The sequence below is a fragment of the Pseudomarimonas arenosa genome (assembly GCF_014841215.1).
Taxonomy (GTDB): domain Bacteria; phylum Pseudomonadota; class Gammaproteobacteria; order Xanthomonadales; family Xanthomonadaceae; genus Pseudomarimonas; species Pseudomarimonas arenosa.
The window spans coordinates 1-22454 of record NZ_JACYTR010000073.1; the positions used below are offsets into that span (position 1 = coordinate 1).

20 protein-coding genes are annotated in these 22454 nt (G+C 63.9%); 12 read left to right on the forward strand and 8 right to left on the reverse strand.

All coding sequences use genetic code 11. From position 1 onward, the window contains the following. Positions 1-316: 316 nt before the first annotated feature. The gene (locus tag IFO71_RS19475; protein WP_192031354.1) at positions 317-973 is read left to right on the forward strand and encodes an MliC family protein; all 657 of its coding nucleotides are present in this window, start codon (positions 317-319) and stop codon (positions 971-973) included. 252 nt (positions 974-1225) lie between these two features. On the opposite strand, the gene IFO71_RS19480 is transcribed toward IFO71_RS19475, so the two are convergent. Beyond that, on the reverse strand, positions 1226-2938 hold the full coding sequence (locus IFO71_RS19480) for a M28 family metallopeptidase (protein WP_192031355.1): 1713 nt from the start codon (positions 2936-2938) through the stop codon (positions 1226-1228). A gap of 138 nt (positions 2939-3076) precedes the next feature. After that, positions 3077-3733 (reverse strand): DUF4097 family beta strand repeat-containing protein, encoded by a 657-nt coding sequence (locus IFO71_RS19485; RefSeq protein ID WP_192031356.1) that lies wholly within the window; start codon positions 3731-3733, stop codon positions 3077-3079. Positions 3734-3952: 219 nt separating this feature from the next. On the opposite strand from IFO71_RS19485, the gene gpmI reads away from it, so the two are divergent. The 3 genes from gpmI to IFO71_RS19500 are packed head-to-tail and all read left to right on the forward strand — an operon-like array spanning position 3953 to position 8165. Next, the gene (gene gpmI, locus IFO71_RS19490; protein WP_192031357.1) at positions 3953-5476 is read left to right on the forward strand and encodes a 2,3-bisphosphoglycerate-independent phosphoglycerate mutase; all 1524 of its coding nucleotides are present in this window, start codon (positions 3953-3955) and stop codon (positions 5474-5476) included. A gap of 11 nt (positions 5477-5487) precedes the next feature. Beyond that, positions 5488-6666, forward strand: a complete 1179-nt coding sequence (locus IFO71_RS22540; RefSeq protein WP_192031358.1) for a murein hydrolase activator EnvC family protein — start codon at positions 5488-5490, stop codon at positions 6664-6666. 56 nt (positions 6667-6722) lie between these two features. Next, positions 6723-8165 carry a S41 family peptidase gene (locus tag IFO71_RS19500; protein WP_225444799.1) on the forward strand — a complete coding sequence of 481 codons (1443 nt, stop codon included), beginning with the start codon at positions 6723-6725 and terminating at the stop codon, positions 8163-8165. Here IFO71_RS19500 and IFO71_RS19505 read toward each other — a convergent pair. Both IFO71_RS19505 and IFO71_RS19510 read right to left on the reverse strand, forming a co-directional pair. Further along, positions 8126-8887 (reverse strand): M90 family metallopeptidase, encoded by a 762-nt coding sequence (locus tag IFO71_RS19505; RefSeq protein WP_192031359.1) that lies wholly within the window; start codon positions 8885-8887, stop codon positions 8126-8128. The two genes, IFO71_RS19500 and IFO71_RS19505, sit on opposite strands and share 40 nt — an antisense overlap. A 192-nt stretch (positions 8888-9079) precedes the next feature. Then, on the reverse strand, positions 9080-9334 hold the full coding sequence (locus tag IFO71_RS19510; RefSeq protein ID WP_192031360.1) for a hypothetical protein: 255 nt from the start codon (positions 9332-9334) through the stop codon (positions 9080-9082). A gap of 315 nt (positions 9335-9649) precedes the next feature. Here IFO71_RS19510 and IFO71_RS19515 point away from each other — a divergent pair, with 315 nt between their 5' ends. From IFO71_RS19515 to IFO71_RS19545, 7 genes are all read left to right on the forward strand, one after another. Then, positions 9650-11377: a DegV family protein gene (locus IFO71_RS19515; RefSeq protein WP_192031361.1), complete on the forward strand. Its 1728-nt coding sequence runs from the start codon at positions 9650-9652 to the stop codon at positions 11375-11377. A 54-nt stretch (positions 11378-11431) separates the two neighbouring features. Then, positions 11432-12070 carry a glycerol-3-phosphate 1-O-acyltransferase PlsY gene (plsY, locus tag IFO71_RS19520; RefSeq protein WP_192031362.1) on the forward strand — a complete coding sequence of 213 codons (639 nt, stop codon included), beginning with the start codon at positions 11432-11434 and terminating at the stop codon, positions 12068-12070. Then, positions 12067-12825, forward strand: coding sequence for a biotin--[acetyl-CoA-carboxylase] ligase (locus tag IFO71_RS19525; protein WP_192031363.1), 759 nt, complete (start codon positions 12067-12069; stop codon positions 12823-12825). The genes plsY and IFO71_RS19525 overlap by 4 nt, the downstream gene beginning before the upstream one ends. Next, positions 12816-13574 (forward strand): type III pantothenate kinase, encoded by a 759-nt coding sequence (locus tag IFO71_RS19530; RefSeq protein ID WP_192031364.1) that lies wholly within the window; start codon positions 12816-12818, stop codon positions 13572-13574. Before IFO71_RS19525 ends, IFO71_RS19530 begins: the two co-directional genes overlap by 10 nt. A 74-nt stretch (positions 13575-13648) precedes the next feature. Then, the gene (locus IFO71_RS19535; protein WP_192031365.1) at positions 13649-14323 is read left to right on the forward strand and encodes an SPOR domain-containing protein; all 675 of its coding nucleotides are present in this window, start codon (positions 13649-13651) and stop codon (positions 14321-14323) included. A gap of 271 nt (positions 14324-14594) precedes the next feature. Next, positions 14595-17126: an adenylate/guanylate cyclase domain-containing protein gene (locus IFO71_RS19540; RefSeq protein ID WP_192031366.1), complete on the forward strand. Its 2532-nt coding sequence runs from the start codon at positions 14595-14597 to the stop codon at positions 17124-17126. 137 nt (positions 17127-17263) lie between these two features. After that, entirely contained in the window at positions 17264-17437 is a 174-nt protein-coding gene (locus IFO71_RS19545; protein ID WP_192031367.1) for a YqaE/Pmp3 family membrane protein, read from the forward strand. A 387-nt stretch (positions 17438-17824) separates the two neighbouring features. Here IFO71_RS19545 and IFO71_RS19550 read toward each other — a convergent pair whose 3' ends face one another. Genes IFO71_RS19550 through IFO71_RS19560 form a run of 3 tightly spaced genes read right to left on the reverse strand, consistent with a single transcriptional unit; the run spans position 17825 to position 19174 of the window. Beyond that, positions 17825-18052, reverse strand: coding sequence for a DUF2798 domain-containing protein (locus tag IFO71_RS19550; protein ID WP_192031368.1), 228 nt, complete (start codon positions 18050-18052; stop codon positions 17825-17827). Beyond that, complete coding sequence (locus IFO71_RS19555; RefSeq protein ID WP_192031369.1) at positions 18049-18636, reverse strand: flavodoxin family protein; 588 nt, start codon at positions 18634-18636, stop codon at positions 18049-18051. The genes IFO71_RS19550 and IFO71_RS19555 overlap by 4 nt, the downstream gene beginning before the upstream one ends. A gap of 43 nt (positions 18637-18679) precedes the next feature. Further along, positions 18680-19174, reverse strand: a complete 495-nt coding sequence (locus IFO71_RS19560) for a DUF2938 domain-containing protein (RefSeq protein ID WP_192031370.1) — start codon at positions 19172-19174, stop codon at positions 18680-18682. An 82-nt stretch (positions 19175-19256) separates the two neighbouring features. On the opposite strand from IFO71_RS19560, the gene IFO71_RS19565 reads away from it, so the two are divergent. Then, positions 19257-19766, forward strand: a complete 510-nt coding sequence (locus IFO71_RS19565; protein WP_192031371.1) for a MerR family transcriptional regulator — start codon at positions 19257-19259, stop codon at positions 19764-19766. A gap of 145 nt (positions 19767-19911) precedes the next feature. Here IFO71_RS19565 and IFO71_RS19570 read toward each other — a convergent pair whose 3' ends face one another. After that, a complete protein-coding gene (locus IFO71_RS19570) occupies positions 19912-22245 on the reverse strand; it encodes a S8 family serine peptidase (protein ID WP_192031372.1) in 2334 nt (777 codons plus the stop codon). Between the last annotated feature and the right edge of the window lie 209 nt (positions 22246-22454).

The following is a 22454-nucleotide window of genomic DNA, read 5'->3' on the forward strand; positions in this document are numbered from 1 at the left end:
AGGCGCAGGCTACGAAGTAGCCGTTGCTGCGTAGCAGCCGAACAACGCGGCAATCGGCGCAAAGGACCTCAGGGCGAATGCCCTGCGTAGCCGCGCAGCGGCCGAATGAGGGCCGTGCCAGCGGCGAAAGACCGCGAGCAGGCTGTCATCCAGCGAGAGTTGTTCGAGAACGTTGCTGTGCCTGGGCTGGCGGTGTCTTTCGGCGCCCCCTCATGAAATATCCGGGCTAAGGTCCGGCTCGCTTCGGTTCAAGGTCCGTTGTGTCGCGTCAGGGCCACTGCGCCTATGCTATGTCGGCCTGATTCGCGCCTTTCGCATGTCACATTCCTTTTTCCGCTGTACGCTTCTGATCGGTCTTGTCTCTTTGGCAGGCTGCATCTCAACCCCGCCGCGCGCAGACAGCGAAGACACCCTCGCCGGTGCCGGCCTGCTGCGCGGCAAGCTGCTGTTGCCGCCGGGCAGCAGTGCGCCGCCCGGTGCCCGTCTGCGCCTCAGCCTGCTCGATCGCTTCAGCGATGGCGCAGAACTGACGGCGCGGGAGTATCCGCTGGATAGCGCGCCGCCGATCGACTTTCGGCTGACATTCGATCGCCGGCGAATTTCTGATGTCACCGTCTACCGTCTGGACGCGGCGGTCTATGGCCCGGACGGACGCCTGCTGTTCACCAGCGACGGCGAGCACCCAGTGAATCTCGGTGTTGAGGCGGAGCCCACCCGCATCGAGCTGATGGCGATCGACAGCCAGAGCCAGGGTCTGCGCAGCTACGATTGCGAGGGCCTGCCCTTGGCCGCCGAATTCGTTGACCCCGACCTGATGATCGAAATCGGCAGTCAGCAGCATCGCCTGCGCCGGGCCCACGCGGCCTCGGGTGCACGCTATATCGGTGCCAATGCCGAGTTCTGGATCAATGGCGATGAAGCGCGCCTGCAGCTGGGCGATCACGCCATGCAGTGCAGTGCACTCGGCGACTAGTGGGAAAGACCGACGCTGAACTGCGCGCGCCGGCAGCCTGGCGTAGCGAGCTGCCGGGGTAGCCCCGAGTCTCGCTGCGCGGAACCGCACACGGACCTTGAACTGAGGCGATTCAAAGCCCCGCTCCCCCGGAGGGGAGAGATCGCCCTTCGGGCACCTTCTCCCACAGGGAGGGAGAAGGGTCCAAAGCGCCAGTTCGGTGAATCACCAGGTTACGAACTCGGCTCTACGGAGAGCACGACCTGGCGACTGCTAGTCAGCGTTCGCCACGGCTGCCTCGCCACGCGCAGCGTCACGAATCGCGCGGAACTCATTGCCGGCGTACCAGTTGGGCCATTGCTCACCGGCCGCCAGCTGGGCGCCGACCTGATACAGGGCACTCAGGTCCTGCACCACGCCGGCCAGCTCCCAATTCGGATCGAACTCGTCGGCCGGCTTGTGATAACGCTCGGCGGTGTAGCCAGCGCCCCAAGCTTCGCCGCGTTCCTTGCCACCCTCGATGTGGTCGACGCCGCTCTTGGCATATAGCGCCGGCACGCCGGCCTTGGCAAAGCTGAAGTGATCAGAGCGGTAGAAGAAACCCTTTTCCAGCCCGGCTTCCGGACGCAGGGTGCGGCCCTGGGCATCGGCGATCGGTCGCAGGATGTCTTCCAGTTCTGAGTTGCCCAGTCCGATGACGACGAGGTCGCGTGTCGGGCCCGGCAAGTGCATGGCATCGAGATTGATCGCCGCCACCGTCTGGTTGAGCGGGAAGATCGGATTGGCGGCGTAGAACTTCGAGCCGAGCAGTCCCGACTCCTCCAGCGTCACAGCCAGAAACAGCACGCTGCGCTTCGGTGGCTCGGATTGGGTGACGAAACGCTCGGCAATCTCCAGGATGCCGGCGATGCCGGTGGCATTGTCGATGGCGCCGTTGTAGATCTGGTCGCCCTGCAGATCGGGGTTGGTGCCGAGGTGATCCCAGTGGCCCATGTAGACGATCAGTTCCTCCGGGCGTTCGCTGCCCGGCAGCAAGGCCATCACATTGTCCGAGCTTGCGCGGTGAATCTCGCTGTTCAATACCGTGCTGGCTGCGACATTCAGCGCTACCGGCTTGAAGTCACGCTGATTGGCTGCCTGACGCAGCTCAGGCAGGGACAGGCCAACGCGCTTGAACAGTTTGTCCGCCTGCTCGCCGGTCAACCAGCCTTGCACCGGCAGGCGCGGTGCATCGCCCTGTTCATAGGGCAGATCGTACTGCTCACCGCTCCAGCTGTTCTGCACCACGTCCCAGCCGTAACCGGCGCCGGCGTCGTCATGAATGATCAGGGCAGCCGCCGCGCCCTGTCGCGCAGCTTCCTCATACTTGTAGCTCCAGCGGCCGTAGTAGGTCATGCGCCGGCCCTGGAACAGCGATTCATCGCCGACGTGGAAACCTGGGTCGTTGACCAGCAACACCACGGTCTTGCCTTTGACGTCGACCGAGTAGTCATTCCAGTCGGCCTCAGGCGCGCTCACACCGTAGCCGAGAAACACCATTTCGCTGTGATCGAGCTTGATCTCCGCTTGACCGGTGCTGCTGCCGAGCACCATCTCGCTGCCGAATTTCAGCACTTCATCGCCATCTTCGAAGTGCAGGGTCAGTGTGGTATCGGGGGCGACTTTCGAGGCCACCATCGGCACGGTCTGCCGAAAGCTGTCGCCATTGCCGGGTTTCAAACCCAGTCGTTTGAACTGATCTTCGAGATAGGCGACGGTTTTCTGTTCGCCGATGGTGCCCGGCGCCCGGCCGGCGAATTCATCGCTGGACAGCATGCGGACGTGCTCGGCGAAGTCTTCACCTGAGATCTCCGGACCGGAGACGTGCGAGGACAGCGGGCCTGCCGGCGCCGCCTGCTGGGCATCCGCACTGCCGCTGGCAGGGGGAGGTGTTGAGGGCTGGCATCCCGCCAGAACGACGGCAGCCAAGGCAAAAACGATCCGCATGGTATCCGAGCTTCCTTGAAACAAACCTCGGATGGTAGCAGCGAGATGTTAATGCGATGTATTCGGCTTCGTGCTGGCCTGCTGGACGAAACGTCCGGCGCAGCGCCGGACGTTTGCAAGACGCGTGACGCGTCGTCCTTATCGTTCGACCTGTGCGTAGTCGATGCGAGTCGGAGTTTCACCGCTGATCGGACCGATCTTGGCGCTTGGGTGCACCACCAGTTCGACTTCGCGCTCGAAGTGAATCTTGTCCTCCACCACCGCATTCGGGCCGATGGTCAGACGTGGTGGCTTGTTCTTCGCGCCCCAGTTGAACCAGCCGCTATTGGGCTTTTCGATCAGAATGCCGCCGCGCACAGTGGAGTTTTCGCCGATATAGATCGAGCCATTGACGGTGGACAGACCGCCTTCGACGCTGGCTTCGCGCAGCTTCATGCCGCCGTTGACGGTCTCCAGACCACCCATGACCTGGCTGCGTTGGCCGAGCGAGATCGAGCCGTTGACGGTTTCGACCCGGCCTTCGACCAATACATCGCGACCCAGGTCGATGCCACCGTTGACGGTTTCGGCCGAGCGCAGTCGCACGCCGTCGTCGACATCGATGCTGCCGTTGACCGTGCTGACGTCTTCGGCCGTGGCACCCTCGCGGACGCGGATCGCACCGTTGACGGTATCGAGATCGCCGTACTCAACGCCGGCTTCGGTATGGATCGCTCCATTCACCTTGTCGATACTTGGCCCCTTGGCCAGAGCCACACTGGAACAACACAGCAGCAGAACAGTCAAAACACGCATGGGGATCTCCTTGCAGTCATGCGAGAGCCCGGGAGGGCCGGATCGGTTACGCCCACTCTGATGCGGCCGATGGCATAGCGGTTTAAACAGCCCCGGCACTCGGTTCAGGTCGGAGCGCTGCAGGCAGGACCTGCTGAGCCGGCAGGACAGGCGTTTGATTCAGCTGCGCGCTGGCTTCGCGATAGAATCGAGGCTGTTTCTGATATTCGAGGTGTTCGCGTGAATCGCCCCAAGCCTGTTTTGTTGCTGATTCTGGATGGCTGGGGGTACCGCGAAGCGCGCGAAGACAACGCCATTGCTCTGGCCGATGTGCCGAATTGGCGCCGGTTATGGGCTGAGCGGCCGCACACCCTGATCCATACCAGCGGCCTGAAGGTCGGTCTGCCCGAGGGGCAGATGGGCAATTCGGAAGTTGGCCATATGAATCTTGGCGCCGGTCGAGTGGTGTACCAGGAGCTGACCCGGATCGACAAGGACATCGCTGACGGCGGTTTCGAGGCCAATCCGGCCTTGCTCAAGGCCTGCCAGGCCGCGCGGCAGAACATGGCGACCCTGCACCTGCTGGGCTTGCTGTCGCCCGGCGGTGTGCACAGTCACCAGGATCATCTGTTCGCGATGATTCGCATGGCGGGGAAGCTCGGTGTTCAGGGCATCGCGGTGCACGCATTCCTCGATGGTCGCGACATGCCGCCGCGCTCGGCCGAGCCGAGCCTGCGGGCGCTCGATGCGGTCTGCGCCGAGGTGCCTGGGGCGCGTCTGGCCAGTCTCGGCGGACGTTACTTCGGCATGGATCGTGACCAGCGCTGGGAGCGCGTGGCCAAAGCCTGGCAGTGCATCGTCCACGCCGAGGCCGAGCACAGTGCCAAGGCCGGACTGGATGCCCTCGCGGCCGCCTATGAGCGGGGCGAGAACGATGAGTTTGTTGCCCCCACCCTGATCGGTGAGGGTTGCCCGATCAAAGACGGTGACGCCGTGGTGTTCATGAACTTCCGCGCCGATCGGGCGCGCCAGTTCACTGCCTGCCTGGGCGTGGCGGGCTTCGACGGCTTCGATCGTGGTCGGCAGCCTGAGCTTTCGGCCCTGGTTACCTTGACCGAGTACAGTGCCGAGTTACCGGTGGCGGTGGCCTATCCGCCATCGACCCTGGAAGACACCCTGCCGCAGGTGGTGTCGCGTGCCGGCCTGACGCAACTGCGCATCGCCGAAACCGAGAAATACGCGCATGTGACCTTCTTCTTTTCCGGTGGCGTCGAGGCGGTATACCCCGGCGAGCAGCGCATCCTGGTGCCGTCGCCGAAAGTGGCCACCTATGATCTGCAGCCGGCGATGAGCTGCCCAGAACTCACCGAGAAGTTGGTGGAGGCCATTGTTCAGCAGCGCTACGACCTGATCGTATGCAATATCGCCAATCCGGATATGGTCGGTCACACCGGTGTGCTGGAGGCGGCGATCAAGGCCGCCGAAGCGGTTGATCAGGCCCTGGGGAAGATCGAGTCTGCGATCGAGAAAGTCGGTGGCGCGATGCTGATCACCGCCGACCATGGCAATCTTGAACTGATGCGCGATGAAGCCGGGCAACCACACACCCAGCACACCACTGGCCCGGTGCCGCTGGTATTGGTCGGGCCTGACCACGCCCTGCGTGAGGGCGGGGCACTCTGTGATCTGGCTCCGACCCTGCTGGAACTGCTGGACTTGCCCAAGCCGGCCGCGATGACCGGCCACAGCCTGTTGCAGAGCTGAGCTCGTCTGACGTGAGATCTGGTCGCCCCGCCGGTCTGCGACTGCGCGCCTGTGTGGTGGCGCTGACCGCTGCTGTGCTGCTGGTGCAAGGCGTGCATGCTGACGACAGCAACGCGCGTCGCAAGGATGTCGAACAGCGCTTGACCGAAGTGCGTAAGGAGCTTGAACTGCTGGCTAAGAGGCAGCAGCAGGTGCAGGGCGCGATGAGCGCGGAGGCCACCGCCCTGCGCGAAGCTGAGCGCAAGGTGTCGCAGGCGCGACGACAGCTGCGCACCCAGCAGGCTGAGTTGGATCGCCAGCAGGCCGAGCTGCTGCGACTGGAACAGGAGCGCGATGCCCGTCGCAGAGTGCTGGAAAGTGAGCGCCGCGCGCTGGAGAGTCTGGTTCGCGCCTTCTATGCCCTGGGGCGCTATGAGCAGATCAAGCTGCTGCTGGCGCAAGACAACATCGATGACTTGAATCGACGCCTGGCTTATCAGCGTTACCTGCAGCGCGACCGCCTGGCCACCGTGCAGCGCCTGATCGATGCGTTGGCCGAGTTGGCTACTGCAGCGCAACAGGTGGCTCAGCAGGCGGCACTGGCCGAAGCGGCGCTGGCTGCGCAACAGAGCGCGGTGGCCGACCTGCTGAAGCGCCAGGATGAGCGGGCCAAGGTGTTGGCCACCCTGGATCAACGCTATCGCGATACCCAGGCGCGGATGCGCAATCTGGGCCGCGACGAAGCGGCCCTGGTTGCCTTGATGGAAACCTTGAGCGATGCGCTGGCCGATATTCCCGATCAGGCCCTGAGCGAGCGTCAGGTGGCCGGTCAGCGCGGTCGCTTGCTGCGTCCCTTGCAGGGCAAGCTGCGCGCGGCATTCGCCGGCAAGCTGCCCGATGGACGCCCGAGCAGTGGCTGGTGGATCGAAGCGCTGACCGGCGCCGAGGTACAGGCCGTGGCGCATGGCCGGGTGGTATTTGCCGACTGGATGCGCGGCTACGGCCTGATGCTGATCATCGATCACGGTGAGGGCTTCATGAGCGTGTACGCCGGTGGCGAGGCGCTGTTGGTGGAACCGGGTGATTGGGTCGAGGCCGGCGTGGCGGTAGCCACCGCCGGACAGTCCGGTGGCTTTGCCGAAAGCGGGGTCTATTTCGAGCTGCGCCGGCAGGGTAAGCCGCTGGACCCGGCCAGCTGGATCAAACGCTGACCCAACCAGTGGCCGGCAGATTTCTGTGTTGAGCGACAAAGCCGCATAATGAGGGCATGCGCGCTCTATCTCTGTTCTTGCTGTGTAGTCTGAGCCCGGCCCTGTTGCTGGCTCAGGATGTCGCCACTGACCCATCGCCAGCGCCGGCCGAGTCGGTCGAGCCGGTCGAGCCGGTCGAGCCGGTCGAGCCGGTCGAGCCACCGCAGCCGCCAGGCGATGCGCCGGCCGCCGCTGCAGTCACGCCTGAGAAGACCAAGCCGACCGTACTCGGTGAAGAACAGGTCAGCCTGGACGAAATCCGCCGCTTCGTCGCCGTGTTTCGCGCGGTGAAACAGGCCTACGTCGAGCCGATCGACGATGCGCGACTGATGCAGGCGGCGATTCGCGGTCTGTTGAATGACCTCGATCCGCATAGTGCCTATCTCGACGCCACCCAGACCCAGGATCTCAATGAGGCCTCGCAGGGCGCCTACGATGGTCTGGGTCTGGAAGTGGTGCAGAATCCCGACCGCACCCTGACCGTGATCGCGCCGATCGATGACACCCCGGCGGCGCGCGCCGGGATTCGTCCCGGTGATGTGATCACCGCCATCGACGGCACCGCGATCAGTGCCGAGAATGTCGACGCTGCGGTCGAATCAATGCGTGGTGAGCCGGGCAGCAAGATCGATCTCACCCTGATGCGCGCCGACAGCGCCGAGCCGGTCACACTGACCCTGGTGCGCGAAACCATCGTTGTTTCCAGCGTGCGCGTGCGCTCGCTCGAGCCCGGCTTTGCCTACCTGCGAATTGCCATGTTTCAGGCCGACACCGCCCAAGAAGTCGACCAGAAGCTGCGTGCCCTGGCCAAGCAGCAGCCATTGCGCGGCTTGGTGCTGGACCTGCGGAGCAACCCCGGTGGCCTGCTGCACTCGGCGGTGGAGACGGCCGATGTGTTTCTGGACAAGGGTTTGATTGTGCGAACCGAAGGGCGCCTGCCGCAGGCCAGTAGCCGGTTCACCGCGCATCGCGGCGATACCCTGAAAGGCGCGCCGATCATTGCCTTGATCGACAGCGGCACCGCCTCGGCTGCCGAGGTGCTGGGCGCTGCGCTGCGTGATCATCGACGCGCGCTGTTGATGGGCGATGTCAGCTTTGGCAAGGGCTCGGTGCAAACCGTACTGCCGATTGACAATGGCGATTCGATCAAGCTCACCACCTCGCGCTATTACAGCCCCTCGGGCGCATCGATACAGGCCAGTGGACTGGTGCCGGATATCAAGCTGCCCGATGCCATCGACCTGCAGCGTCGCAACCGCCCGCCGAGCATTCGTGAGCGCGATTTGCCCGGGCATCTGCGCGGCGATAGCGAGCAAGTGGAGACTACCGCGTCGCCGGCCGATGAACTCGACCAGGACTACCTGGTGCAGGAGGCCTTGCAGCTGTTGCGCGGCTTAGCGCTGTTCGACAAGAACGCGCCTCAGGCGGCCGGTACGGTGGCCAAGGGCGAGCGGCCGTAGAAGGCCGTCATCAGCTCGGCCACCGCCGGATAGGCGGCGCTGAGCTGTTGCGGCGCAGTGAAGTGGTATTCACTGCACACGGCGAAGAATTCTTCCGGCGCTTCGGCCGCGTAGTCATCGATCGGCGCCGCCTCGCCGCGGTCAAGCCGTAGGTTAAGGTCGTCGAACGCCGTCTGCATGACCTCAATCCAGCGCTGCCGCTGCTCTCGTGGCAGGCTGGGCACGCCGTCCATGGCGCCGTCGCTGAGGTCGAGCTTGTGGGCGATCTCGTGCACCACCACATCGAAGCCGGCCTGTGGCCAGCGCAGGTCGGCCAGCACATCGGCCCACGACACCACCACCGGGCCGCGCTCCCAGGCTTCTCCGGCCAGTTCGTCGTCCCATTCGTGGGCTACGCCATGCTCATCGATCTCATGCCGACGCACCCGAAACTGGCCGGGATAGACGATCAGCTCGCGCCAGCCTTGCAGCCACTCATAGCCCAGGTGCAGCACCGGCAGGCAGGCATAGCTGGCCAACAGTGCGGCGCGCAAGGGCGTAAGTTCCAGCCCGTGGGTGGCGCTCAGGGTCTTGTCGGCCAGGAACTGACTGGCCAGCTGATGCAGCGTTTGCTGATCTTCGGCGCTGAGTCGGCGCAGGCGTCTATGCCGTTGCAGCACGCGCTGCCAGAGGGTGGACTCGATAGGGGGCGGAGGCGCTCGACGCCACCAGCGGTTGAACACGCGCTGCCTCGCGAAGATGATCGAAACACTCTCAGCTTAGCGAGGGACGGCACAGTGCGCGAGCCGGGAACGGAATTCCTTCTCACGTTCCCGGTCCGGCTGGCCCTGTGTCCTCGGAGTGCGAGTCACAGAGGGTCGGACCGCCAGTGCCTGATCGAGTTCCGCGTTCGGTCGCTCGGTGACAGCAGCGATTCAGCGAATCATGCCGGGAATGAAGCTGTGCCAGCGTGGCCGGTTACGGTTCGGGCTGCGATCGGCCTCGCGCGGGGCGCTGTCGGTCGATACCGGGCGCGCCGCCTTGTTGTCCCGAGCATCGGTCACCGCCTGCGTTTCCGCCGGCTCATTGCGTGGACCCGGGCAGCCAACACTGCCGGTCGCCATGTCCTTGGCCACCACCGGGGCGGCGAGCAGCAGGGCAAGCAGTAGCGGCGAGGTATGGCGTTTCATGATGACTCCCAGATGGTCGGACGGTTGGCGCCTTCACCTGCTGTAGATGCAGACCGAAGGGAAAAGGTTGCGTTGATCTGCAAACTTTCCGTCGACTCCTATGGTACGTGCAGGAATGTGTAAGTGGGTGTCGTTTGGGCGGCTGCGAAACTCGTTTGGTCGTGTCGGCCCGATGTCGTTCACGCTGCGCTGCAGCATGGCGCACCGCAGCCCGTCTGGCAGACTTTGAGCATGGTTGCGATTACCTCCACTCTAGATTTGTCCCCCTCCTGGCGGATTTCGCCGCAGGGTCTGCGACGGGCCTTGATTGCCGGCATGCGTCGAGTCATCAATCAACGCGAGGCGCTGAATCGGATCAATGTGTTTCCGGTGCCGGACGGCGATACCGGCAGCAATCTTGCCTTCACCCTGCGTTCGGTGCTCAGCGGTGCCTTGAGTCGGCGCAACCGCTCGGTCGGTGAACTGCTGAGTTCAGTGGCCGCGGATGCCGTCGATGGTGCGCGAGGCAATTCGGGTGCCATTCTCGCTCAGTTCTTCGCCGGTCTCAGTGAAAGTGTGGGTGATGCGGCGCAGCTGTCGGCGTCCTGTCTGGCCCGCGCTGCTGCCTCGGCGTCCGAGCAGGCGCGTGGTGCTCTGGCGCAGCCCAAGGAAGGCACCATCCTGTCGGTGATCAGGGCATTCGCCGACGCCCTGCAGGCGCCCGCCGGCGACTTTCGACAATGGTTCGGTGCCGCCCTGGCCTCGGCACAGCGGGCGCTGGCCGACACGCCCAAGCAGCTGGCAGTGTTGCGACAGGCCGGTGTGGTGGATGCCGGGGCGCAGGGCTTTGTCGATCTGCTCGAAGGCATACACGATTTTCTGCTGCGCCGCAGGGTCGATCCGTTGGCTGCATCCGACGAGCCGACCCAGGAATTCGCCGGTGAGCACTGGCACGATGACGCCGATGCCAGCAAGCCCTGGTGCACCGAGTGCCTGATCCACGCCGAACAGGTCGATCGCTCGGCACTGCATGCCGCGCTGGCCGCAATCGAGGCGGACAGCGTGGTGTTGGCCGGCGTTGGCGATCGCCTGCGGGTGCACGCGCATGTCGACCAGCCAGGCAAGCTGTTTGATCTCGCCAGTCGCTTCGGTACGGTCACTGCGCGCAAGGCGGAGGACATGCGTGCCCAGCATCGGGCGGCCACCCGGTCCACCCGGGTCGCCATCGTGACCGATTCGGCGGCCGATCTGCCGACCGGCCTGAACGAGCAGTTGCCGCTCGATGTGGTGCCGGTGCGGGTCAACTTCGGCGCCGAGGATTTCCTTGACCGGGTCTCGATCAGCCCGGCCGAGTTCTATCGACGGCTGCGCGAATCCAGCGTGTTGCCGCAAACCTCGCAGCCGCCGCCGGGCGATTTTCGCCGTCAGTTCGAACTGTTGCTCGGGCACGCCGAGGAAGTGCTGTACCTAGGCATTTCGCGCGCCTTGAGCGGTACCCTGCAGGCCGGCGAGTCGGCTGCGGCGCGCCTCGACAGCCAGCGCATTCGCGTGCTCGATAGCGGCCAGGCCTCCTGCGGTCAGGCACTGCTGGTTATTCAGGCGGCAGAGATGGCGGCGGCCGGCGCGTCGGCTGCCGAGATCGCTGGGCGGGTGAGCGAACTGAGTCGGCGTACCCACACCATCGCCCTGGCACGCGAAGTCAGCTTTGCCGTTCGCGGCGGTCGGGTGCCGGCCTGGGCAGGCAAACTGTCGGATTGGCTGGGCCTGACGCCGATAGCCCGCATGCAGGCCAATGGCCGACTTGGCGTGGCCGGGGCGTTGCTGGCGCGGCGTCATGCGCCGCAACGCTTTGCCGAGTGGGTGTTGCGCCGCATGCCGAAGGAGGCACGCTGGTGGCTGATGGTGGGGCACTGCGATGCCGCCGAGGATGCTGAAGTACTGCGCTCGGCCTTGCGTCAGCGCTTGCAGGTCGAGCGCGACTGGCTGGTGGAAGCCGGGCCGGCGATCGGTGCCCATGCAGGGCCGGGTGCCCTGGTGGTCGGGTTGTTGCAGTTGGATGCCTAGTCGTCTGCTGATCGGCGACAATATCCGCTCGACGGACTGCTTGCAGAATCGCTAGTGCTTAACCCGCCGTTCAATCTTGCAGCAGCCCTGTTGCTGGCCTACTTGCTGGGTTCACTGTCCGGCAGCCTGATGCTCGGTCGGCTGCGCGGGGTGGATATTCGCACCCAGGGCAGTGGCAATGCCGGCGGCACCAATGCCTTTCGCACGCAGGGCTGGCGCTTTGCCCTGGGCGTGGTGCTGGTCGACGTTGGCAAGGGCGCCTTGGCGGTGTGGCTGGCGCGGCAGCTGCAGATCGGTTGGCAGATGGAATTGCTGGTGGTGTTGGCTACGGTAGCCGGGCATGTCTGGCCGCTGTTTCATGGCTTTCGTGGTGGCAAGGGCGCGGCCACCCTGGTCGGGGGGCTTGCTGTGATCTGGCCTTTCAGCCTGCCATGGCTGATCGGGCTGTGGCTGGCGGTGTTGATCGCCACTGGCTACGTTGGTCTGGCTACCGTGCTGGCCAGCTGGATGCTGCTGGGCTTGGTGTTAGTGGGCGGGCAGGCGGATCAACCGGTCTGGCTCGGGTTTGCCCTGGCGGTCGGCCTGCTGATCAGCTTTACCCACCGCAGCAATCTGCAACGCCTGGCGACCGGCAGCGAACATCGTTTCCAGCGCGCACGGCTGGTGCATCGCTGGCTGGCGCGGCGCCAGTGAGCGCCGAGTGTCAGCAGCTGGACTGGGCCGGTGTGCCGGTGTGGTTCTTTCCCAGCATCGACTCTACCAATAGCGAAGCGCTGCGGCGTCAGGCGCAGCTGCCTGATCGCGCGTTGATCCTGGCCGCCGAGCAGAGCGCCGGTCGAGGGCGCCTGGGTCGGCAGTGGCAGGCTCGTGCCGGCGGCAGTCTGTGTCTCAGTGTGTTCTATCGTCGCGCCGTCGATCTGGCCGCTATCCAGGGCCTGGGGCCTGCGCTGGGCCTTGCTGCTGCCAGTGTATTGCGGGAACTGGGTGTAGTGGGGGTCGCGCTCAAATGGCCGAATGACCTGCAGGTCGATGGTCTCAAGCTGGGCGGTATACTGGTCGAGGTCGCAGGCGGCGCGCAGCCGCTGGCCCTGGTGGCTGGCATCGGTATCAATGTCGATCTCGGCGACGATTTCAATATCGATCAGCCCTGGACCGATCTCAGACGACTGGCTTGCAGCGTTTCGGTTGAACATCTGGCTAAGGGCATAGGCAGCGCCTTTCTGGCAACATTGGATCAGGTCTGCGAGCAAGGCTTGCCTTCCGCCCTTACCGAATGGAGCCAATTCGATGCTCTGGCAGGTCGATACGTGCAGGTGATCGGTGGTGCCCGCGAGGGCGGCGAGGTGCTGGGCATTGCAGATGATGGCCGGCTGCGTCTGCGCGATCAGCAAGGCGAGTGGTGCTGCCATTCCGGTGAGGTCAGTGTGCGAGCGGTGAAATGCTGTTGATTGATTTTGGCAATACTCGAGTGAAGTGGGCGCGCTGGCGCGAAGGTCAGTTGCTGGCACCCTTGGCCCAGGCCTATGACGACCCGGCCTTGGCCGCCGATCTGGAAGCGCTGAGCGTGGCCGAGCAGCCTGGGCTGCGGGTGCTGCGCTATGCCAGCGTCACCGCCCCGCACCACGTGCAATTCGTGTTGCGCCCGCTGCGCGCTGCCGGCTTTGAATGCTGGCGCGCCGGCCCGCCGCGCAGCGACGGTCTGCTGCAGCTGGCCTATCAACCGCTGGATGATCTTGGCGTCGATCGTTGGCTCAGCCTGCGCGCGCTGCGTGCGCGCGGCGCTGGTAGCTTCGTGCTGGCCTGCGCCGGTACCGCCTTGACCATTGACGTCGTTGACGCTGAGGGGCGCCACCTTGGCGGCACCATCGCACCCTCGGTCGATCGCGCACGCGAGGCATTGTTGGCGCGGGCGCCGCACCTGGCCAAGTCGGCCGCTGAGGTGGAACTATTGGCTCAGAGCACTGCCAGTGCGGTGCATTCCGGGGCAGTGCTGGGAGCGGTGGCCTTGATCGAAAAGCTTCATCGCCATGCCGAGGCTCGGTGCGCTCAACCGCTGCCACTTTATCTCAGTGGTGGTGGTGCCGATCTGCTGCGGCACTGGTTGCAGAGCACAGTTCAGACAGTGGAACACCTGGTATTGGAGGGCCTGGCCGGTTTGCGGCCGGGTGACTCCCTCGCGCCCGCGCCCATTCAATAGTACTCAAGCCACGACGACTGCCTGCCTCCTTTCAGGCTACACTCGCGGCCGCCCCGTTCGAGTTCCAGCGTTGCATGTTGCCCAGAATCCTCGCATTGATATTGCTGGCAATGAATGTCGGTGTGGCGGCGTGGTGGTTGATCCGACCGCTGCCGCCGGCGCCGGCCCTGCCGGAGGCGCGCGACCCGGAGACGCCGAGTTTGACCCTGCTGCTCGAACGTGAGGCCGAGAACGCCGGAGATGAGGGCATGGGCATCCCACCGATGGCGGTGGCCGAGCCGGGTGTCTGTTACGAGATCGGCCCTTTTCTGACTCAGATCGACCTGCGCCGCGTGTTGCGTGCGCTGACCCCTGCGGTCAATCGAATTCAATTCCGCCAGACCAACGAAGTGATCCGTCGCGGCTACCGCGTGTTTCTGCCTTCCACCGGTGATCGCGAACAGGCCCTGGCCCTGGCGCGGCGCCTGTCTCAATCAGGCGTCAGCGATTACTACGTGGTCACTGCAGGTGAAGAGCAGAACACCATCTCACTGGGGCTGTATCGCGAACAGAGCAATGCCTCGACCCGTCAGGCGCAGATCCAGGCGCTGGGCTTCGCCGCGGAGATCGAACCGCGGCAAGAGGAACTTGCCAAGTTCTGGATCGATATGGAAGTCGCCCCCGGCGTCGATTGGCGACCCCGCATGGGTGGCTACGCCGGCGTCGCGGCAGATGAGGTCGATTGTCCGGCCCCGACGACATCGCCCTGACGCGCGGCGATCAATCCGTCGCCTAGCAGTTTGCTGAGACTTGTTTCTGCCGCCTGATATCGCACGCCAAGGACGGCGCGCTCGAAAAGCAAGCACGCACGTGATTGGTTTCCGGCGCGTGTGGCGCGGCTTTGCCGCGACCGGCTTGCCGTGAGCCGGTCGAACGTCCCTGAGCTTGTCGAAGGGTTGCGCTGAAATCCATCCCGGATGAAGGTTACAGCGGCCTGCTGGTGAGGCGGCGGATTCGTCATTAAGCACCTATACTGCGCCGATGAACCGAGTCGAACCTGCTGAGCAGGTATTTGTCGGCGATGGCCAGCACGATCACCGCTTGGTGGCGGTGTATTACGTGTTGGCGGTGCTCGTGCTCAGCCTGTACGGGATTCGAGTCTGTCCGTTCATCGCCGGACTCGATGCGGCCCATGTCCTGGTGACGTTTCTGGTCGGTTTCTTGGCGGCCTTTCTGATCAAGCTGGGTTTGGAGAATCGGCTGATGCCCGAGGGTGAGCCGTTCACCTTGTCGGTCTATCAGTTCTTCATCGACTTTGCCTTGTTCCTCGCCGTCGGTCTCGGAATCGCCCTGTACAACCACTTTGTCCTGGGCTTTCCTCTGGAGTCCGGGGGCAAGGTGTTGATCGGCTGCGCCACGTTTGGAATCTTTGCCGGACTCGACAACGGCCTGCGCCGCGAGCGGCGTTCCCCGGCGCCGTTGTCGGCGCTCACGGTCTCGCCGAAGCGCATTTTTCCGATCACCGATCGGCTGTTCGTCATCTTCATCAGCATCGCCGTGTTCACCTCGATCGTCACTGGCCTGGTGATCATCAAGGACATCGACTATCTGATCGCACACCTCAACGACGCGCCACATGCGGCGCTGCGCCGGGCCGTGTTTATCGATATCGGCTTCGTCATCGGGGTCGTGCTGGCATTGGCGATGCGCTTGCTGTGGTCGTATGGCAATAACCTGGCCTATATCCTGCAGTTGCAGATTGCCGGTCTGGTCGATGTCTCCAGCGGCAAACTGGACACGTTCGTGCCGATCATCACCCGCGATGAGTTCAGTCTGATCGCTGCCAAGACCAACCGGATGATCGCGCACCTGCGTGATGCCCACCGTGAGCAAAACGAGTTGTTTGAGGTCAGCCTGGCACTGGCTACCGAGCTGCGTCTGGAACCCTTGCTCGCCCGGATTGTCGCCACCACCAGAAGTTTCGTCGGTGCCGATCGTGTCAGCCTGTTTCTGCACGATCCGCACAGCGATGAACTGTGGGGCAAGATCGCCGAAGGCATAGAAGATGTGATGCGCTTCCCGGCCAGCAGCGGTATCGCGGGTGATGCGTTTACTCGCGTGGCCACGGTGCGGGTTGCCGATGCCTACAGTGACCCGCGCTTCAACCCGGAGTTCGACCGCCGTAGCGGCTATCGAACACGCAGTTTGCTCTGCGTTCCGGTTGAAGACCGCCATGGCCGATGCATTGGGGTCATCCAGGCGCTCAACAAGCACGACGGTGAGTTCAGTGAAAGCGATGCCAACCGGCTGCGAGCATTTGCCGCACAGGCGGCGATTGCACTGGTCAATGCGCAACTGTTCAGCGATCTCGATCGGGCCCGGCGCTATAACGAGAGCATCTTGCGCAGCCTGAGCAATGGAGTCGTCACCCTCGACGCCGATCTCAAGGTGGTCAAGGCCAATGCCGCGGCGCAGGCCCTGCTCGGGGTCGATGACCAGATTCATGGGCAGCCGTTCCAGCAGGCCTTGGGTGAGAGCAGAAGCTGGTGGGAAACCTTGTGTGGAGGCGTTGAGCAGGCCTATCTGTCGGAAGCGGAGCTGCAGCTCGGCAGCGGCAAGCACATCTTGGCCAATATCACTCGCGTCCCGCTGGCTGATCTGGAGGACCGCGCCATCGGTTCGATGCTGGTGATCGAAGACGTTACCGAAGAGAAGCGCGTGCGCAACACCTTGTCTCGCTATCTGCCCACGCAGGTAGCCGAGCAGGTGCTGTTGAATCCGGCGCTGAATCTGGGCGGTGTCGCGCAGACCGCCACCGTGCTGTTCTCGGATATCCGCGATTTCACCACCCTGTCGGAACAGCTCGGTGCGCGCGCCACAGTCACCATGCTCAATGAATATTTCTCGGCCATGGTCGAGGCGATTTCGGCCCACGATGGCATCCTCGACAAGTACATCGGTGATGCCGTCATGGCTCTGTTCGGGGTGCCGTTTGCCGGCGCCCACGATGCTGACAGCGCGGTGCGGGCGGCGATCGCCATGCAGGAGCGGCTGCAGCAGCTGAATCGGCAACGGACCGATCGCGGTGAAGATCCACTGGCCATCGGGATCGGCCTGAGCACAGGTGAACTGGTCGCAGGCAACGTCGGTTCGCCGCGTCGAATGGACTACACCGTGATCGGCGATACGGTGAATCTGGCTTCGCGGCTGGAAGCGGCAACCAAGCTATATGGGGTGGCGGTGATCGTCAGCGAGGGCACTCGCGCCGCGCTGCAGAAGGATCATCCTTTGCGCGAGCTCGATCGGGTGCGGGTCAAGGGCAAGCTGCTCGCCGCCACTGTGTATCAATTGATGACCGAGTCGGAACGACTGGACGAGGCCGCCTTGAAGCTGTTTGCCGATGCGCGTGGCAAATACTCAACGCGGGACTGGCAAGGTGCGGTGCTGGGTTTTCGCGAGTTGTTGTCGCGCTTCCCCGAAGATGGCCCCAGCAAAGTGTTCATCGAGCGATGTCTGGCTTTTCAGCAAAACCCACCCGCGGCCGATTGGGACGGTGTCTGGCCACCACACTAAAGAGATCGGTCAGGCGCTGAGCGAGGCTAGGTAGCTGCTCTGCTCTGCGCATCGAGCTGGGCCGAAAACTCAGGTTCGACCAGCCACTCAGCGGAAACATGAGACACTCGCCAGACATCAGGTTTCGAGGTTCAACCATGCCCGCTACCGCATCCGATATCTTCAAGATTCTGTTTGCGATCCTGCTGCCGCCGCTGGGCGTGTTTCTGGAGGTCGGCTTCAAGGGCCATTTCTGGCTGAGCATTCTGCTCACCCTGCTGGGTTTTGTTCCGGGCATCATCCACGCGCTGTACGTCATCCTGAAGCACTGACCGGGATATTGGAGAGCCTCGTAGGGCAGGCCCTGGCGCCCATCTGGCGCATTCCCACGGGACCCGTTTGATCGGCCATCCTGGCCGCAAAGCTGGTACACCGAGCGTTCGTCACGCAACCGGGTGTTCAGCAAGCTGTAGTGTTTGAAAGCACCGCCAACAAGCAGCGCAATAAAGTGGGGAGACGCAATCAAGCCCGCCCCTACCCACGCTCGACACCCATCGGTGCAGCAACAAGCTGCCCTCATAGGGGGCGCCTCGGCGCACCGCCTGCGCGGGTCTGCCAGCATCAGCATCGCATCGCCACGGTTTCAATTCCCCACCACATAGCGTTGCGGTGGGCGGGGCGATGGCGGGCCAGGGCTCGCCCTACGCGACACGCGCCGCTCAGTCTGCGGTGGTCAGGCGATCGACGAGTCGCCTGACCAGGGGCGATACCAGCAGCACTGCGGGAAAGGCAATCAGCCAGGCGGACACCCAGGCGCCCGTCCACACTGCTGCGAATTCCGACAGCCCAAGGTCGATTCGATAGGTCGAAATGCCCGACACCAGAAGCGACATCAGACCGGACAGCAGCAAGGCGAATAACATCGGTGCGTACTTCTTCGCGATCATGCTGCCACCTCATGACGCGTCGTGCAGTTAAGTCGGGCTAGGGTCTCGATGAAGTGTCGGCCAAACATGTGCGCAGTCTTGATGTCTCCTGGCACAAAGGCATCGGCAGGCGAATGGTGGCCCACCTGCGCCATCATCCCGGACCACGAACCCAGTCGATTGGCTGCCTCCTCGTAAGCAATGCCAGTGTGCTGCTCGGGCAGGACTGGATTGCCTACCCACACCATGCCGTGCTGCATGGCAAAGACGAACATCGAGTAGAGGGTCGACTGCTTGTCGCCTGCTGGCAGTGAGGACACCGTAAAGCCGGCCGCCAGCTTGCCCTTCAAGCGCTGCGATTGCCAGAGTCGCCCGGTGGCATCCATAAAGGCCTTGAACGGAGCGGAAACGCCACCAAGATAGGTCGGTGAGCCGAGCATGAGTCCGTCGTAGGCCACAATGGCATCGGGTCTGGCGATCAGATCTTCGGCCATCAGTAAGCACACCGTATCGCCTGCGACGCTGCCCGCCCCTTGCGCGATATGCGATGCGATGTGGCGTGTATGCCCATGGGCGCTGTGATAGATGACTGCGATCTTGCTCATTGCTTGGGGTTCCTGTTGCGATTGAACGATGAGTGGTGAGGGCTCAGGCAAAGGCCTGAGCGGTGACCAGTGCGGACAGATATAGACCGGCGCCAAATACGGCGTGGTTGAGCGTGCTGCGTGCCAGGTTTCTCAGTGGCGTGGCGGTCCGGGACGAGGCAAACCCTGCCCCCATGGCGGGTTGCATCACGCAGATCGGCGCCAGCACCGTGCACAGGCCGAAGCCCAAGGCCGGCGCGACGCTGGGGTGCTGCACCCAGGTCTGGCCCTCAACGCCGACCAGCAGGGCGGCAAATGAGATGCCGGTGGCATAGTGGACCAACCACCCCAAGCCGAGCTCGCCGCGAATCGGATCAGCCTGGACGATCGACCGGTGTGCGAAGCGGCCGTGCAGGCAGTGGCCTATCCAACGGCCGATCAAGGCAAAGCTCAGCGTCGGCACGCCAAGGAGACGTAGCAGCAGTAGCCAGAGATCGAGCACGGCAGTGGCGCCGATGCCGATCATCAGGACCTGCTCGATGTGGCTGATGGTTGTCATTTGAGAGTCCTCGCGGATTGACCGATGGCCGGCTTGAATCCACCATACAAGTTGAAGTCAACTTCAAGTCAAGGGCTTGCTCATGGATATTTCCGAGGTCGCCAGACGCACCGGTGTGCCGGCATCGACTCTGCGCTATTACGAGAATCGCGGGCTGATCACTTCGCTGGCCAAGAAAGGGTTGCGCCGGAAGTTTGCCTCCTCCGTGCTGGAGCAACTGGCGCTGATTGCCTTGGGCCGTGCGGCCGGGCTTTCCCTGGACGAGGTGCAGGCCATGCTGACGCCGAGCGGAAAGCCGAACATCGACCGGCAGCTGCTTGCGGCCAAGGCAGATCAGATCGATCAGATGATCAGTCAGTTAAGTGCGGTGCGTCGCGGGCTTCGCCATGCAGCGGTGTGTCCTGCGCCAAGTCACGCCGAATGCCCGACCTTCAAGCGCCTGTTGAAGGCGGCGGCATCGGGTGCACTGAATCGAGTGCGGGGCGAGTCACCGCTGAAGTCAGACAAGAAGCCGTCAGTCACACTGCAGGGCAGTGTTCGACACTCGCCGGCCGCTGCACGCCCCAAGCCTGCACGCCGGCAGCGGACATGACACAGGCCAAAATGAACCGCTCTCACCGCAGTACGCATTCGCCAGTACCGGGATACGCTGTCGAAGAACCTGCCACCACGCGCGGACCTGGAGGAGCCTGCCCCGGACTTGATCCGGGGAGCGCGGAATGCAGGTTGATCGTGGCTTACGGCCGCGTGGTGGCGCTGCCCAGCGGTGAGTAGGCGCCGTTATTGTTGGCCCGATCGTAGGCCCTGACGCGGAAGCGATAGGTGGTGTTCTTCAGCAGGCCGGTCTGAGCGAAACTGGTAGTGGTGGCCGTGCCGACCTGCGCGAAGTTGCTGCAGGCCGCACCCTGGCAGCGCTCGATCTTGTAGCCGGCCAATCCCGCGCCGCCGCTGTCAGTGGCCGCTGACCAACTGAGATTGATCGCACTCGAGCTGGTAACCACCAGGGTGAGCTGGCTGATCGCGCTCGGGGCGGTGAGATCGGCGCTGGTGGTGGCGACGGAGACCGGCGAGTAGGCGCCAAGATTTCCCGCGCCATCGACGGCGCGCACGCGATAGGTATAGGCAGTGCGGGCAGCGAGGCCTGAATTGGTGAAGCTGGTTGTGGTGGCAGTGCCGACCTGGGTCAGGTTGGTACAGGCGCTGCCGGTGCAGCGGAAGATGCGGTAGCCGGCGAGGCCTGAACCGCCGCTGTCGCTGGCTGCTGCCCAATTGAGACGGATGCTGGTGGAGCTGAGCACGGTCGCGCTCAGCGAGGCAGGCGCGGTGGGCGCCGTGGTGTCGGCGCCGGCTGCGCCGGTGGTGGCGCTGGCAATCGTTGAGTAGCCGCTGTGGTTGCCGGCGGCATCGACTGCGCGAACGCGATAGCGAAACAGGGTGTTCGCGGCCACACCGCTGTCGGCGAAACTGGTAGTGGAGGGGGCGCTGATCTGGGTAAAGTTGCTGCAACTGGCACCAGAGCAGCGCTCCAGTTTGTAGCCGGCAAGACCGGAGCCGCCGCTGTCGGTCGAAGCCGGCCAGCTCAGGGTGATTCGTGTTGCACTGAGGCTGGCGGTCAACGATGCCGGCGTGCTGGGGGCCACGCTATCCACCGGGTTGAGCGCAAGCATGGCGGCATGGCCACGGACCAGGCCGTAGCCGAAGCTGCTGTCGCGGCCGGCCGCGCCGAGATCCTGTGCCGTCGAGGTCAAGGCGGCTCGCACCTGGGCGGCCGTCTTGCTGGTGTTCTTGCTCCAGATGGCGGCGGCGACACCGGCAACGTGCGGTGCGGCCATCGATGTTCCGCTTTGGCTGCCATAGCCGCTGCCTGCGCTGCGGGTAGTGATCACGGTAGCCGGCTGACCGATGCGCGTCTGCAGCAGGGACAGCCCGTCTTCGTGGCTGAGACTGACGATCGGAATCACCGAGCTATAGCCTTCCAGGGTGCCGTCGAAGCCACCGCTGACGTTGTTGTAGACCACAGTGGCCACGCCGCCGCTTTGCCGCACCGCAGCTTCCTTGGCGTAGAACGGATTGCTGCCGCGCTCACACAACACCACCTTGCCGCTCCAGTTGGCATTCACCGTGGTGCACAGACCGCCGGAGATCAGGGCCGCGCTGGCCTGGGCCTGCACGCTGCCGCCCATGCTGGCGGCGGCGTAGGTCGTGCCTGACACGCTCAGGCTGCCATTGAGGTAGGGCAGGGTGCTGTGGATGGCCACACCGGGGGCGGCCAGTTCAAGCTGGGCATTGCGTTGTGAAAAGCTGGCCAGCGCTCGGTTACTGTCGATCGCGCCGACCGAGATCACGCTGTCGTACGAGGCCGGATAGCTCATCGCAGTGTTGCCGTCGTTGCCAGCGGCGGCCACGCTAAGCACATTGCCGCTGTTGTACAGCGTCTGAAAGCCGCTGTTCTCGATCGTGCTCGATTGCGCTCCGCCCAGACTTAGGTTGATCACCACCTTGCGGCCCTGCGCCTGGCCGGCCGCCGCGCAGCGTTGCGCTGCGTCCAGTATGGTGGAACCATAGGTGTAGGCACAGCCATCGCTGCCGCCGCCGAACACCTTGACCGCGTACAGCTTGGCGTTGGGCGCCACGCCGATCACGCCGATGCTGTTGTTGGCTGCCGCGGCGGTGCCAGCCACATGGGTGCCGTGACCACAGGTGTCGCTGTTCCAGTTGCTCGGATACCCGCCGGTGATATTGGCCGCCACAAGATCCGGATGACCGCTCTGCAGGCCGGAGTCCACAACGCAGACCAGCACATTGCTGCCGATGGCACCGGCGCTGCGCAGCTCATTGCCCTGCACCAGAGCGATGCCGTACGGCGTCGACTGTGCCAGCGGCCAGCGAATCGGGTCGGGCTCGACGAATTCCACCGCCGGGTCGCGCCTCAGCGTCTCGAGCTGATCGCTGGAAACGCTGAGCGCCAGTGCCTTGCCGTCTTCAAAGCGATGGTGCAGCTTGGCGCCGGCCTTGCTGAGCAGCGATTTTGCCCCGTCGCTATCCAGCGCTTCGCGGAACTTGACCAGCACGCGTTGCTGGTCCTTGTTGACGCCAGTCGATGCCGCTGTCTGTGCTGCTGCTGACCCTGCAACCGCGATCCCTATGGCTACTGCCATAGCCCGGATATTTCATCAGAAGAATGAGTGACGGCGTGGTTTTCCCTTAAGATTCAGTTGTCTACGCTGAATAACAAGGACCACGCCGTCATGACAGAGTGTACCGTTCAAGGCGAACTTTT

Coding starts and splice junctions, on each gene's coding strand:
- IFO71_RS19485 (WP_192031356.1), bottom strand. CDS start 3,733: ATGCGTGTTTTGACTGTTCTGCTGCTGTGTTGTTCCAGTGTGGCTCTG.
- IFO71_RS19515 (WP_192031361.1), top strand. CDS start 9,650: ATGCGTCGAGTCATCAATCAACGCGAGGCGCTGAATCGGATCAATGTG.
- IFO71_RS19550 (WP_192031368.1), bottom strand. CDS start 18,052: ATGATCGCGAAGAAGTACGCACCGATGTTATTCGCCTTGCTGCTGTCC.
- IFO71_RS19530 (WP_192031364.1), top strand. CDS start 12,816: ATGCTGTTGATTGATTTTGGCAATACTCGAGTGAAGTGGGCGCGCTGG.
- IFO71_RS19565 (WP_192031371.1), top strand. CDS start 19,257: ATGGATATTTCCGAGGTCGCCAGACGCACCGGTGTGCCGGCATCGACT.
- IFO71_RS19475 (WP_192031354.1), top strand. CDS start 317: ATGTCACATTCCTTTTTCCGCTGTACGCTTCTGATCGGTCTTGTCTCT.
- IFO71_RS19500 (WP_225444799.1), top strand. CDS start 6,723: ATGCGCGCTCTATCTCTGTTCTTGCTGTGTAGTCTGAGCCCGGCCCTG.
- IFO71_RS19535 (WP_192031365.1), top strand. CDS start 13,649: ATGTTGCCCAGAATCCTCGCATTGATATTGCTGGCAATGAATGTCGGT.
- IFO71_RS19480 (WP_192031355.1), bottom strand. CDS start 2,938: ATGCGGATCGTTTTTGCCTTGGCTGCCGTCGTTCTGGCGGGATGCCAG.
- IFO71_RS19540 (WP_192031366.1), top strand. CDS start 14,595: ATGAACCGAGTCGAACCTGCTGAGCAGGTATTTGTCGGCGATGGCCAG.
- IFO71_RS19560 (WP_192031370.1), bottom strand. CDS start 19,174: ATGACAACCATCAGCCACATCGAGCAGGTCCTGATGATCGGCATCGGC.
- IFO71_RS19510 (WP_192031360.1), bottom strand. CDS start 9,334: ATGAAACGCCATACCTCGCCGCTACTGCTTGCCCTGCTGCTCGCCGCC.
- IFO71_RS19555 (WP_192031369.1), bottom strand. CDS start 18,636: ATGAGCAAGATCGCAGTCATCTATCACAGCGCCCATGGGCATACACGC.
- IFO71_RS19545 (WP_192031367.1), top strand. CDS start 17,264: ATGCCCGCTACCGCATCCGATATCTTCAAGATTCTGTTTGCGATCCTG.